At 60.6% G+C, this 12,714-nt stretch carries 11 protein-coding genes and 2 pseudogenes; 8 read left to right on the forward strand and 5 right to left on the reverse strand.

Annotated elements, in window-relative coordinates; genetic code table 11:
• Position 1: 1 nt before the first annotated feature.
• The gene (locus FQ320_RS11815; protein WP_148472442.1) at positions 2-1,840 is read left to right on the forward strand and encodes an NAD(P)-binding domain-containing protein; all 1,839 of its coding nucleotides are present in this window, start codon (positions 2-4) and stop codon (positions 1,838-1,840) included.
• Here the strand turns inward: FQ320_RS11815 and FQ320_RS11820 are convergent.
• Entirely contained in the window at positions 1,827-2,192 is a 366-nt protein-coding gene (locus FQ320_RS11820; protein WP_148472444.1) for a RidA family protein, read from the reverse strand. The genes FQ320_RS11815 and FQ320_RS11820 overlap by 14 nt on opposite strands.
• 62 nt (positions 2,193-2,254) lie before the next feature.
• On the opposite strand from FQ320_RS11820, the gene FQ320_RS11825 reads away from it, so the two are divergent.
• On the forward strand, positions 2,255-2,998 hold the full coding sequence (locus FQ320_RS11825; protein WP_148472446.1) for an SDR family oxidoreductase: 744 nt from the start codon (positions 2,255-2,257) through the stop codon (positions 2,996-2,998).
• A gap of 8 nt (positions 2,999-3,006) precedes the next feature.
• Positions 3,007-4,062: a D-TA family PLP-dependent enzyme gene (locus tag FQ320_RS11830; RefSeq protein WP_148472448.1), complete on the forward strand. Its 1,056-nt coding sequence runs from the start codon at positions 3,007-3,009 to the stop codon at positions 4,060-4,062.
• Positions 4,063-4,066: 4 nt separating this feature from the next.
• Here the strand turns inward: FQ320_RS11830 and FQ320_RS11835 are convergent, their stop codons facing one another.
• Entirely contained in the window at positions 4,067-5,137 is a 1,071-nt protein-coding gene (locus tag FQ320_RS11835) for an ABC transporter ATP-binding protein (RefSeq protein WP_148472450.1), read from the reverse strand.
• 132 nt (positions 5,138-5,269) lie between these two features.
• Here FQ320_RS11835 and FQ320_RS11840 point away from each other — a divergent pair, with 132 nt between their 5' ends.
• The 4 genes from FQ320_RS11840 (at position 5,270) to FQ320_RS11855 (ending at position 9,438) form a co-directional block, all read left to right on the forward strand.
• A complete protein-coding gene (locus FQ320_RS11840) occupies positions 5,270-6,496 on the forward strand; it encodes a sugar ABC transporter substrate-binding protein (RefSeq protein WP_148472452.1) in 1,227 nt (408 codons plus the stop codon).
• A gap of 3 nt (positions 6,497-6,499) precedes the next feature.
• Complete coding sequence (locus FQ320_RS11845) at positions 6,500-7,438, forward strand: carbohydrate ABC transporter permease (protein ID WP_148472454.1); 939 nt, start codon at positions 6,500-6,502, stop codon at positions 7,436-7,438.
• 11 nt (positions 7,439-7,449) lie between these two features.
• The gene (locus FQ320_RS11850) at positions 7,450-8,274 is read left to right on the forward strand and encodes a carbohydrate ABC transporter permease (protein ID WP_148472456.1); all 825 of its coding nucleotides are present in this window, start codon (positions 7,450-7,452) and stop codon (positions 8,272-8,274) included.
• Between the two features lie 234 nt (positions 8,275-8,508).
• Positions 8,509-9,438, forward strand: a complete 930-nt coding sequence (locus FQ320_RS11855) for a PfkB family carbohydrate kinase (RefSeq protein WP_255509472.1) — start codon at positions 8,509-8,511, stop codon at positions 9,436-9,438.
• A 200-nt stretch (positions 9,439-9,638) separates the two neighbouring features.
• On the opposite strand, the gene gdhA is transcribed toward FQ320_RS11855, so the two are convergent.
• The gene (gene gdhA, locus FQ320_RS11860) at positions 9,639-10,988 is read right to left on the reverse strand and encodes an NADP-specific glutamate dehydrogenase (protein WP_222861605.1); all 1,350 of its coding nucleotides are present in this window, start codon (positions 10,986-10,988) and stop codon (positions 9,639-9,641) included.
• Between the two features lie 339 nt (positions 10,989-11,327).
• On the opposite strand from gdhA, the pseudogene FQ320_RS11865 reads away from it, so the two are divergent.
• A pseudogene (locus tag FQ320_RS11865) lies at positions 11,328-11,522 on the forward strand (transposase); the annotation flags it as partial.
• Positions 11,523-11,685: 163 nt separating this feature from the next.
• Here the strand turns inward: FQ320_RS11865 and FQ320_RS26845 are convergent.
• Positions 11,686-11,886 carry a helix-turn-helix domain-containing protein gene (locus FQ320_RS26845; protein WP_148472460.1) on the reverse strand — a complete coding sequence of 67 codons (201 nt, stop codon included), beginning with the start codon at positions 11,884-11,886 and terminating at the stop codon, positions 11,686-11,688.
• Between the two features lie 25 nt (positions 11,887-11,911).
• Positions 11,912-12,502 (reverse strand): annotated as a pseudogene (locus FQ320_RS26420) (transposase); the annotation flags it as partial.
• Between the last annotated feature and the right edge of the window lie 212 nt (positions 12,503-12,714).

The following is a 12,714-nucleotide window of genomic DNA, read 5'->3' on the forward strand; positions in this document are numbered from 1 at the left end:
AATGAACGATAAAGGCGCAGCAGATATTGGCGCAACAGTTACTGGGGCAACAGAAGCGGGCGCACAGGATTGGCTGGACCGTTTCGCCGGGGTGCTGGGGCATGCGGATGTCGGCGCGCTGTTCCATGACGACTGCCACTGGCGCGACCTGCTGGCGTTTACCTTCAATCTGGTCACTCTGAATGGGCGCGGGCGCATCGCCGATATGCTGGCCGACCGGCTGGGCACCGTTTGCCCGCAAAACTGGCGGCTGACCGGTACGCCTGAAACGGATGAAGACGGCTTCACCGAGGCGTGGTTCGCCTTTGACACGTCGCTTGGTCCGGCCATCGGAGCGCTTCGGCTGGACGGTGGCCAATGCCGCCACTTTTACACTGCGCTGACCGATCTGACCGGTCACGAAGAACCGGTCGGGCGCAATCGCCCCCTTGGGGTGCGCCACGGTGCCACCCGCAACCGGCAGACCTGGACCGACGCACGGCAGGCCGAGATTGCGGCGATGGGGGCCGAGGAACATCCCCACACCCTGATTATCGGCGGCGGACAGGGCGGGCTGGCACTGGCGGCACGGCTGCGCGCATTGGGGGTTCCGGCGCTTATCGTTGAATCCAACCCGCGCGCCGGGGACAGTTGGCGCAACCGCTATCGCACGCTGGTGCTGCACGATCCGGTCTGGTTCGACCACATGCCCTATATGCCGTTTCCGCGAAACTGGCCGGTGTTCACGCCAAAGGACAAGATGGGCGATTGGCTTGAGGCTTACGCGCAGGTGATGGAGTTGCCGATCTGGACCTCGACCCGTTGCGAAAGCGCAGCCTGGGATGGCGAGTGCTGGACGGTGAAGGTGAACCGCAAGGGCACCCCCGTGACCCTGCGCGCGCAGCATCTGGTTTTTGCCACCGGGGCCTATGGCCCGCCGCGCCCGATCCCGTTCGAGGGGGCGGCAGATTTCAACGGGACGCTGATCCATTCGCGCGACTACAAGGGTGCCGAGCAATGGAAGGGCAAGAATTGCGTGGTGATCGGCGCGGCCAGTTCCGCCCATGATGTGGCGGTGGATCTGTGGGAGGCAGGGGCGCATGTCACCATGATCCAACGCTCGCCCACCACGGTGGTGAAATCAGATACGCTGATGGAGTTGGGTTTCGATACCTATTCCGAAGACGCGCTGGAGCGGGGGGTCGACACTGACCGCGCCGACCACATGGCGGCCTCGATGCCGTTTGGCCCGATGGCGGCACGACAGCGGCGACTTTACGAAACCATCCGCGCCCGCGACGCCGATTTCTATGACCGGCTGGCGGCGGCGGGATTCGCGCTGGATTTCGGTGAGGATGAAAGCGGGCTGATGATGAAGGCGCTGCGCACCGGTGCCGGATATTACATCGACGTGGGCGGTTCCGAACTGATTGCCTCGGGGGAAATCGGCGTGATTTCAGGTGTCGGGGTGGACCGGGTGACTGCGCAGGGCGTGACGCTGTCGGACGGGCGCGAGGTTGCCGCCGATCTGATCGTCGCTTGTCTCGGCTATCAGTCGATGCACGAGAACGTCGCCACCATCGTCGACCGTGAAACGGCCGATCGGGTCGGGCCCTGCTGGGGTCTTGGCTCGGGGGTGCGGGGCGATCCGGGGCCATGGGTCGGCGAACCGCGCAATATGTGGAAACCCGTCGCCCATGACAATCTGTGGTTCCACGGCGGAAATCTGGCGATGTCGCGATTTTACTCGAAATATCTAGCGATGCAGATCAAGGCGCGGATGGAGGGGATCGCGCCGCCCGTCTGGGCTGGCGCGATCCCGCGTCCCGAAAGCGAGACGCGCAATGTCACTGCGGCTTGAAAGCGATCGCTTCGATCTCGACCGCAATGTCGATCATCAGCCGGGATTCCGCAGTGGACCGGGCCGGAGGATCTTTCGGGAAATGCCTACCATAGGCTTCATTGAAGGCCGGAAAATCATCCCGGTCGCGCAGCCAGACGGTGGTTTTCACCACATCCGACAATTCGCAGCCTGCCAGTTTAAGCTGGGTCTCGATGTTCTTCATCACCTGATCGGTTTCCGGGCCGACGCCGCCCGACACGATTTCTCCATCGGCCCCGACCGGCACCTGACCCGAAACGAAAACGAAATCGCCCGCCCGCATTGCGGGCGACAGCGGAACCTTTGCGCTGCCAAAAGCCTGCTTGCTCATTGCATACACTCCCTGTTTTGTTGCGCTGTGATCCTGATCTACGTGAACAAGGAATGCCAGAGATGATCCGACTTGACGGAAAACGCGTTGTTCTGACCGGAGCCGGGGGCGGCGTCGGCACGCGGATGGTCGCCGCGTTCCGGGATGCGGGCGCACAGATCGTCGTCTGCGAAAGGGAAGGTGTCGACCTGCCCGCCGATCTGGAAACGCATCGTTTCGATCTGGCCGATCCCGCCGCTGTCGGGACCGCCGCAGAAGCAATCATCGCCAATGCCCCACCTGACATTTTTGTCTCGAACGCCGGGGTGACTCATGCCGAAATGCTCGATGATCTCACTCCCGCCTCGCTCGCCTTTGAAATGGCGGCGAATTTCACCGGCGCGGCGGAACTGTCGCGGCGGCTGTCCGTGGCAATGCGCGGGCGTGGCGGGGCGATGGTGTTCGTCGCCTCGGTCAACGCCCTGAGCCATCACGGCAACCCGGCCTATTCGGCGGCCAAGGCGGCGCTGCTGGCATGGATGCGCGCACTGGCCGTGGAAGAGGGGCGTTATGGGCTGCGCGCCAACGCCATCTGCCCCGGTTCGATCCATACCCCGGTCTGGGATGCAAGGATCGCCGCCGATGCCGGAGTGCTCGACAATGTGGCGAAACTCTATCCGCTTGGCCGTTTCGTGACCCCGGATGAGGTGGCGCAAGCGGTCCTGTTCCTGTCCAGCCCCCTTGCCTCTGGCATCACTGGCGTCACAATGCCGGTGGATGCCGGGCTGATGGCTGGCAACCTTCCTTTCATCGACGCGATCACCTGAGGCACCCCATGAACATCGACGACATCGACACACCCGCAATCCTGATCGACCTTGACGTGATGGAGGCGAACCTTGCCCGGGCGCAGAACTACGCCGACAAGAACGGCTTTGCCCTGCGCCCGCATATCAAGACGCACCGCCTGCCCGCCTTTGCGAAAAAGCAGGAGGCTCTGGGCGCAAAAGGCATCAACTGTCAGAAACTCGGCGAGGCCGAGGTGATGGCCGATGCCGGTCTGACCGACATTCTTGTCACTTATAACATCATCGGCGCGGCGAAACTTGACCGGCTGGCCGCTCTGCACGACCGGGTGCGGATGGCAGTGGTGGCCGACAATGCCCCGGTGATCGAAGGCTATATCGCGCAGTTCACCGATCCGGCTCATCCGCTGGATGTGATGGTGGAATGTGAAACCGGGGCCGAACGCAATGGCGTACAAAGCCCGGAACAGGCGCTGGAACTGGCGCGGATGATCGATGCGGCGCCGGGCCTGCGGTTTCGCGGGATACTGACCTATCCGCCGGCCAAACCAAAAGAAACCGGCGAGATCCTGATGCGGATCAAACAGGTGATCGAGGCTGCGGGGATCAAGGTGCCCGTGGTATCCAGCGGCGGATCGCCTGCGTTTTATTCCGCCCATGAAACCGAAGGCATCAACGAATACCGCGCAGGGACCTATATCTATTCCGACCGGATGCAGGCGGCCTTTGGGATGGGCACGCTGGATGATTGCGCGCTGACCGTGTTGATGACCGTCGCCAGCCGCCCGACCGACACCCGCGCTGTGCTGGATGGCGGATCAAAGGCGCTGGCCGCCGATCTTTGCCCAAAACCGGGCCACGGGCATATCGTGCAATACCCGGATGCGGTGATTGCCAAGCTGAGCGAGGAACACGCCGTCGTCGATCTGTCCGCCTGCACCGACAAGCCGAAGGTGGGCGATCGGGTTCAGGTGATTCCCAACCACGTCTGCGTCGTGGTCAACCTGTTCGAAAAGGTGCATCTGATGCGCGGGAACAAGGTGGAACAGGTGGTCGAAGTGGCGGCGCGCGGCAAGTCGAACTGATCCGTCAATTGTCCAAGCGGGCGCCGGTGTCCGGGTCGAACAGATGCAGCGCATCGGGTTCGACCCTCAGAAACTGACGCGCGCCGGGGGCAAATTTGACCCGGATGCGAAGCACGGCGCGGATGTCCGAAGCTGTATCTGCTGCGCGTTCGTACACCAGCGTTTCATCGACCAGATTGGCTAGGACATGGGTCTCCGGGCCCATCGGTTCGATCACCCGCACTTCGACTTCCAATCCGGAGGTATCATCGGTGCGCTGGAACCCTTCGGGCCGCACGCCGATGACCACATCGCCGTCGCGCACCCCGACCGGGATCTTTTGATTGCCCAGCGACAACTGGCCAGAGGTCACCCGCCCTCGCAGAAAACTCATCGCAGGGGAGCCGATGAAACCGGCGACAAAGATGTTGGCAGGGCGGTCATAGATATCCAGCGGCGCACCCTGCTGTTCGATCCGCCCGTCCCGCATCACAACGATCCGGTCGGCCATGGTCATCGCTTCGACCTGATCGTGGGTGACGTAAACCACCGTATTCTGCAGCCTTGAGTGCAATGCCTTGATCTCGGCACGCATCGCCACACGCAGCTGCGCGTCGAGATTGGAAAGCGGTTCATCAAACAGGAACAACCGCGGCTCGCGCTGAAGTGCGCGCCCCATCGCCACCCGCTGCCGCTGTCCGCCCGACAATTCGCGGGGATACCGGTCAAGGTAGGGGGTGAGATTCAGCATCTCGGCGGCAGGTTCAACCTTGTCGCCCGGTTCGCCGCGCACCTTCGGGCCATAGGCGATATTCTCGCGCACCGTCATATGCGGAAACAGCGCATAGGACTGGAACACCATCGCCACGTCGCGCTTTTGCGGTGGCAGATGCTCGACCCGGTCGTCACCGATCCACAATTCTCCGCCCGACACTTCCTCGAGGCCGGCGATCATCCGCAGCAGGGTGGATTTGCCACAGCCCGACGGCCCGACCAGCACCACGAACTCGCCATCTGCAATGTCCAGATCGATTCCGTGCATCACCTGAATCTGGCCGAACCGTTTGATCAGATCGCGGGTTTTAAGTGTCGCCATTGCATACCCTTTCGGATGGATTTGTTCGTTTCGGCCTCTTTCATTTCAACAGCTAACCTGTATCGTCGTTTCATAGCAATACAGACGGCCCGCACATGAAGACGGGTTCGCACCAAGGGAGTAAGCGTAGAAATGAAAAAGATATCCTGTCTCGCAAGTGGTATCGCGCTGGCCGCGGTGGCCAGCATGGCCCAGGCGGGCGATGTGCGCATTTCGGTGACCGAGTATTCGTCGAAGACCGGCCCGTATTTTCAGAAAATGGCCAAGCAGTTCGAAGAGGCGAACCCCGACATCAAGATCAATGTCGAGGTGACGCCATGGGACGTGATGCTGCAAAAGCTGACCACCGACATTGCGGGCAACGCGAACGCCGATCTGGCGATCATCGGCACCCGCTGGTTGCTGGATTTCGTGGAACAGGACATCGCCGAACCGCTGGACGGCTATATCGACGATGAATTCCGTGGCCGTTTCATCGAAACCTTCCTGAGCCCGTCGGTGATGGACGACAAGATTTATGGCCTGCCCGTCGCCGCCTCAGCGCGCGCGATGTATTATAACAAATCCCTGTTTGAGCAGGCCGGAATCGACGCCCCGCCCGAAACCTGGGACGAGTTGAAGGAAGACGCCAAGAAGATCTCGGATCTGGGTGACGGAATCGCCGGATACGGGTTGCAGGGCAAGGAAATCGAAACCGACGTCTATTTCTATTATCCGATGTGGTCCTATGGCGGGAACATCCTGAACGACGACGGCACATCGGGCTTTGGCTCCGAGGCGGCAATTCAGGCCGCAACGATGTACAAATCGCTGATCGATGAAGGTCTGACTCAGGATGGCCCCACGGCATATTCCCGCGAAGACGTGCAGAACCTGTTCAAGCAGGGCAAGGTCGGAATGATGATCTCGGCGCCATTCCTTGCGAACCAGATCAAAGAGGAAGCGCCGGATCTGCAATACGGCATCACGGCGATTCCCGCCGGACCTGACGGCGATCGTGGCACCTATGGCGTGACCGATTCGATCATCATGTTCGGCAATTCAGAGAACAAGGACGAGGCATGGAAATTCCTCGACTATCTGTTCACCCAGGAACCGCGTTCTGAATTCACGCTCGGCGAGGGTTTCCTGCCGGTGAACAAGGCCGTCTCTGAAGAGCCCGCATTCACCGAGAATGAGGATCTCAAGGCCTTTGCCAAGGTTCTGCCCGATGCGCGTTTCGCCCCCGTGGTCAACGGCTGGGAAGAAATCGCCGATGTCGCCTCCTCGGCGCTTCAGCGGGTCTATCTGGGTCAGGCAACCCCGGAAGAGGCGCTGAGCCGTGCCGCCGAGGAAGCCAACCGGATCCTCGGAAAGTAACCGATGAGCGAGGGCACCGCCCCAAACGCCGCCCCGGTTCCGACCGGGGCGGTACCGCGCAGGCGCCACCGTCAGGGCCGGGCGGTGCCCTATCTGCTGATCCTGCCCGCCTTTCTTCTGGCGGCGCTGATCATCCTGTGGCCACTGGCCACAATCACCAATATCTCGCTCCATGACGTCAACAGGTTTGGCCAGCTGCGCGGATTTTCCGGCATGGCCAATTTCTCGGAACTCTGGCGCGATCCCGATTTCATCGCGACCCTGTGGCGCACGCTGATCTGGACAGTCGGAGTGGTCGGCGGAACGCTGATCCTGTCGGTGCCGATCGCGCTGGTGCTGAACCGAGATTTTCACGGTCGTGCACTGGCCCGGGTCATCATCATGCTGCCCTGGTCGGTATCTGTGACAATGACGGCCGTGGTTTGGCGTTGGGCCCTGAACGGCGAGTCGGGGATGCTGAACTCTGCCCTGCGTGCGGGCGGGGTCACTGACACCAACATCGTCTGGCTGGCCTCTGCCGCGACTGCTTTTCCAATCCAGATCGGGATCGGGATTCTGGTGTCGATCCCCTTTACCGTGACGGTGTTTCTCGCCGGTCTGTCCTCGGTGCCCGAAGACATCTATGAGGCCGCATCGCTGGAAGGTGCCAGCGACTGGCAACAGTTGCGCACGATAACCCTGCCGATGCTGCGCCCCTTCATCACGCTGGCCGTGGTGCTGAACGTGATTTACGTCTTCAACTCGTTCCCGATCATCTGGGTGCTGACCCAGGGCGGTCCGGCCAATACCACCGATATTCTGGTCACTTACCTTTATAAGCTGGCGTTCCGGTTCGGGCAGATGGGACAGGCGGCGGGCGTGTCGATCATCATGTTCGCAATTCTCATGGCGTTTACCCTGCTTTATGTCCGCCTTGTTGCCAAGAACGAGGCCCAGTCGTGACGGGATTTTCCATGTCCCTCAAGATGCGCCGCACGATCATCGCATGGGCGCTGATGGGCCCGGTGGCAGTGGTGATCCTGTTCCCCTTTGCGGTTATGTTGATCACCGCGCTAAAGCCCGCAGACGAGGTTCTTGAACCGCACTGGTGGCCGCGCAATCCGCAATGGTCGAACTTTGTCGCCATGTGGAAGGCGACGAATTTCGGCCCTGCTCTGATCAATTCGCTTTTGGTATCCGGAATTTCCACCTTGCTGGCTGTCGCGGTCAGCGTGCCCGCCGCCTATGCGCTGGCGCGGATGCCGTTCCGGGGAAAAGGGGCATTCCGCCAGTTTCTGCTGATCAGCCAGATGCTGTCGCCCATTGTGCTGGTGCTGGGCCTGTTCCAGCTTGTGGTGACGCTGGGGCTGCTGGATTCGAAACTGTCGATCATTCTGGTCTATGCGGCCTTTGCCATCGCCTTTGCCACATGGCTTTTGCAGTCCTATTTCACCACCATCCCCCGCGATCTGGAAGAGGCCGCATGGATCGAAGGTGCCAGCCGCGCAACCGCGATCCGCACGGTTTTCCTGCCCCTCGCCCTGCCTGCCGTCGCGGTGACCTGCATCTTTACCTTCGTGCAGGCCTGGAACGAATTCGTTCTGGCCCTGACCCTGCTGCGCAGTCAGGAATCCTATACCTTGCCGATTCAGATCTTCTCGCTCGTTGCAGGACGTTACACCATCGAATGGAATTATGTGATGGCCGCTGCGCTGGTCGCAACGGTCCCGGTCGCCATCGTGTTCGCGGTGATGCAACGCCATCTGGTCCGTGGTCTTGCCTCGGGCGCCGTAAAATAATCGGGTTCGAAGGCGCAATCAATCCGATATCGAAGCCGAAAAAAGAAACGTCTGACGATTCCGGGCCTTACCCGTATGCCTCGCAATCGGCGCAAGTCCCGGTCGGCCCGCGCTGAAAGGCGGCGGCGCTGAACAAAATGCCCCAGAGCCACTACAAAATCAGTAGCAACGGATTTACGCCGCCGATATGGCGGAACCGCGCCAAAAGCCATTGCCGTCAAAGGGAAGAACGATTTGTCCGAAACTGAATCCGAAACGGCTCCGGCCCGCGTGCTCTGCCTTGGCCTTGCGGTGCAGGATTATGTCTTTTCCCTGCCGGAAATGCCGACAACTGCGGAAAAATTCCGCGCCTCGGACATGGCAGTCACCGGCGGCGGCGGTGCGGCGAATGCAGCGGTGGCGGTGGCGCGGTTGGGGGGTGGTGCGCTGTTGGCGACCCGGCTGGGCGCCGACCGGATCGCCGAGGCGATCGTCGCTGATCTGGAAGCCGAGGGCGTCGATTGCAGCCATTCCGTGCGGTACGAGGGATGCACTTCGTCGATCTCGGCCGTGTTGGTGGACGGCGCGGGCGAGCGGATGGTGGTAAACTATCGCGATGCCGCGCTGCCCCAGTCAGTGGACTGGCTGCCCGATCCTGCTGGGTTGTCGCTGGGGGCCGTCTCGGTCGACAACCGCTGGCCCATAGGTGCGGCGCATCTGCTTGGTCTGGCGCGCGCTGCGGGATTGCCGGGTGTGCTGGACGGCGAAGCGCCGATGGACTCGTGCGGTGCCGCCATGCTGGCCGCAAGCCATGTTGCCTTTTCGCGCCAAGGGCTGACCGACTGGGCCGGAACCGATGATATTGCCGCCGGTCTGACAGCGGCGGCAAAGTTGCGCAACGGCGGCTTTGTCTGCGTCACCGATGGCGCGGACGGGATCCATTTCCGCCACGGCGCAACGCAAGGGCATGTCCCGGCCTTTCGGGTGCGGGTTGTCGATACTCTGGGCGCCGGGGATGTCTGGCACGGTGCCTTCGCTCTGTCACTGGCCGAGGGTCACACCGCGACCGATGCGATCCGCTTCGCCTCGGCTGTGGCGGCGCTCAAATGCACAGAATTCGGCGGGCGCCGGGGCATCCCGAGCCGCGCACAGGTCGAAACCTTTCTGAGGGAGCACAGTTCCTGACGATCTCCGCCGGCAATTTTCGCGATATGCGTCGCCTGGCAGACCGCGACTGACGGATTAAAATGCTCGCGGTTGATCAAAGATCACCGATCAAGGATCCGGGCCATGGATTTGCCCATAGGATTCAGATTGTGGATGAAGCGGACGGGCCTGCTTGGCAGTCCGTCCGCTCTTCCGTTCCTGATGACGTTCAGGCGCCTTCAGATCACCCCCAAGGCCCGCATCGCATCGGCTACACGCACGAAACCGGCGATATTGGCACCAAGAACATAATCTCCCGGCGCGCCATACTCCTCGGCGGTCTGATCGCAGGCTTCATGGATATTGTGCATGATTCCGGCGAGACGCTCTTCGGTTTTCTGAAAGCTCCAGCTGTCGCGGCTGGCGTTCTGTTGCATTTCAAGCGCTGATGTCGCAACGCCCCCCGCATTGGCAGCCTTGCCCGGCGCGAACAGAACGCCCGCCTTTCGGAACATTCCAACCGCTTCTGGGGTGCATGGCATGTTGGCGCCTTCGGCCACGGCAATCACGCCGTTTTCAACCAATGTCTTGGCATCCGCACCGGTCAACTCGTTCTGGGTGGCGCAGGGCAGCGCGATTTCGCAAGGGACATCCCAAATGGAACCGCCTTTGACAAAGCGGCATCCGTCGCCCCGCAGCTTGACATATTCCGACATGCGGCCGCGCCGAACTTCCTTGATCTGTTTGACCAGATCCAGATCGATGCCGTTATCATCGACGATATATCCGCCTGAATCCGAACAAGCGACAATCTTGCCGCCGAACGACAGAATCTTTTCCATCGCATAGATCGCAACGTTTCCCGATCCCGAGATGACGCAACGCTTGCCGTCGAAATCGGTGCCCTGCCGCGCCAGCATGGATTGGACGAAATAGGCGGTGCCGAAACCGGTCGCCTCTTTGCGGGCACGCGATCCGCCATAGGACAGGCCCTTGCCAGTCAGAACACCCGCCTCAAACCGGTTGTTCAGACGTTTGTACATCCCGAACATATAGCCGATCTCGCGCGCGCCAACGCCGATATCGCCTGCCGGCACATCGACATATTCACCGATATGACGATGCAACTCGGTCATGAAGGATTGGCAGAACCGCATCACCTCGCGGTCCGAGCGGCCTTTGGGGTCGAAATCAGACCCGCCCTTGCCGCCACCGATCGGCATCCCGCTCAGCGCGTTCTTGAAAGTCTGCTCGAACCCCAAAAACTTGATAATTCCGACATTCACCGATGGGTGGAACCGGATTCCGCCTTTATACGGGCCAAGCGCCGAGTTGAACTGAACCCGGAAACCCCGGTTGATCTGCACCTGGTTGTTGTCATCGATCCAGGGCACGCGAAAGATGATCTGACGCTCCGGCTCGCAAATCCGTTCGAGCAGAGCGTCGTCGGAATATTCGGGATGTCTGGTGATCACGCGGCCCAGACTTTCCAGCACCTCGCGCGCTGCCTGATGAAACTCGGGTTCGCCCGCGTTGCGGTGCAGGACCGTGGTGAGGATCGGATGCAGTTTTTCGTCTATAGTGTTCAAGGTAAATCTCACATTCTCTTTTTGACGCAGGAACTCGCCCGGGATTGCAAAAATGCAATGACGCTCGGGGCTCGCCCTTTGTGCACCGCATAGGGTCGGTTTTTGGCAGATGCGCATCAAACGCAAGCACCGCTACCACATTTCAATTGATCCTGAAAAGCGGGCTGTTGCGCAGCTTATCGGGTCGTGAGTTCTTTTCGTCGTTCCTGTCCGGAAACATGAGCTTAAGAGCATAATGCCACAGCAGAGGGTATCCGGCCATTTTCGGATCATCCGTGATGTGATCTCTGAAAAGTCCGCGATTTGGGATTGGTCTGTTCCTATCGAAGGAGACAGGCGATGAAGCGATCAAGGTTCACGGACGAACAGATCATTGGCATTTTGAAGGAACACCAAGCGGGGCTTGGGGCGAAGGATCTGTGTCGGAACCAGGGCGTCAGCGATGCGACCTTTTATAAATGGCGTGCCAAGTTTGGCGGCATGGATGTCAGACGCTGCGAAACCTGTTCCGGGCTCCAGGCAGAGGACCAGCGTCGGCTTTGCCCATGAACGGCCCGCCGTCCTTTCCATACCACAACAGGCCCATTGCAAGCGATGCCATCGGGTGTGGCGGTGACGCCGGAGAGCCGGTCGCACGTATTCACGAAGGGCAGAATGGATTGCAAGCTTGCTGCACTTCGGGTGTTGGGCCGCTCGATCAGCATGCCGCTGCGCAGTGTTGGCGCGATAGTCGAGGTCTCCCAGGCGTCGCTGAGTTGCGCCTGATCTCCCGCGAAATCGAACTGGGTGATCGCCCGAGCTTGCGCGCGATCGCGCGGATGCCAGTCCCTCTCGCGCATTCCAAGGCAATCTCTTCTCGCTCCGGGAACGTCAGATTGCGGCTCTTCAGTGGCGCCACCGATGGCGCAAGATCTGTGGGAGGCCTTCCGCCCGCTCAGGCGGCGCACATGCAGCCTCTCTTCGCGGTAAATGCGGAACAGGCGCTTGTGCCCTCTGGTGCGTGTAAACATGCATTGCCGGGTAACAATTAACCTCACGGCCTTCACGCCGCAAGAGCGCGTGCAACCGCCTGTAACCAAAGAACTTTCGCGCCTTTACCAGTTCCTTCAGCCGCTCACGCAGGGCAGGGTCATCCTGTCGGACCACCTCGTAGCGATCCGGCAACAGCCGATCGCCCGGCACGCCCGCCGCTCGCTCATCCCATGGCCCCCACAATATGGGCGACCGCTTGCCGCTTCGCAGCGGGCGTCATCAATTGTTTCCGAGCAGATCTTTCAACGCCGAATTATCGAGCATGGAGTCGGCCAATAGCTTCTTCAGTCGGCCGTTCTCATCCTCAAGCCCCTTCAGACGCTTCGCCGCGCTGACCTCCATACCGCCATACCTGGCACGCCATTTATAGACGGTCGCATCGCTGACCCCGTGCTCGCGGAACAAATCAGAGACGGAAATCCCGGCCTCGTGCTCTTTCAAAATCCAATGATCTGGTCTTCGGTACACCTGCTGCGCTTCATGCCTCTGGTCCTTTCGGTTGGGCCAGAGTCTCTCTCAGATTGGATTAGGCGGAGGGGGCAGGTCAACTTGATCTCGTCCTCCTTGCTTCCAAAATTTACCAAGCAAGGCGTCTACAAATTTAGGGGCTATTCAATTGCCCGCATTGGAGCCGATAGACCATAGGCACTATGCCCACAAGTTTACGCCCTGCTATATTCTTGGTGGATACGAC

Source organism: Oceaniovalibus sp. ACAM 378, from assembly GCF_008085915.1.
Lineage (GTDB): Bacteria > Pseudomonadota > Alphaproteobacteria > Rhodobacterales > Rhodobacteraceae > Oceaniglobus.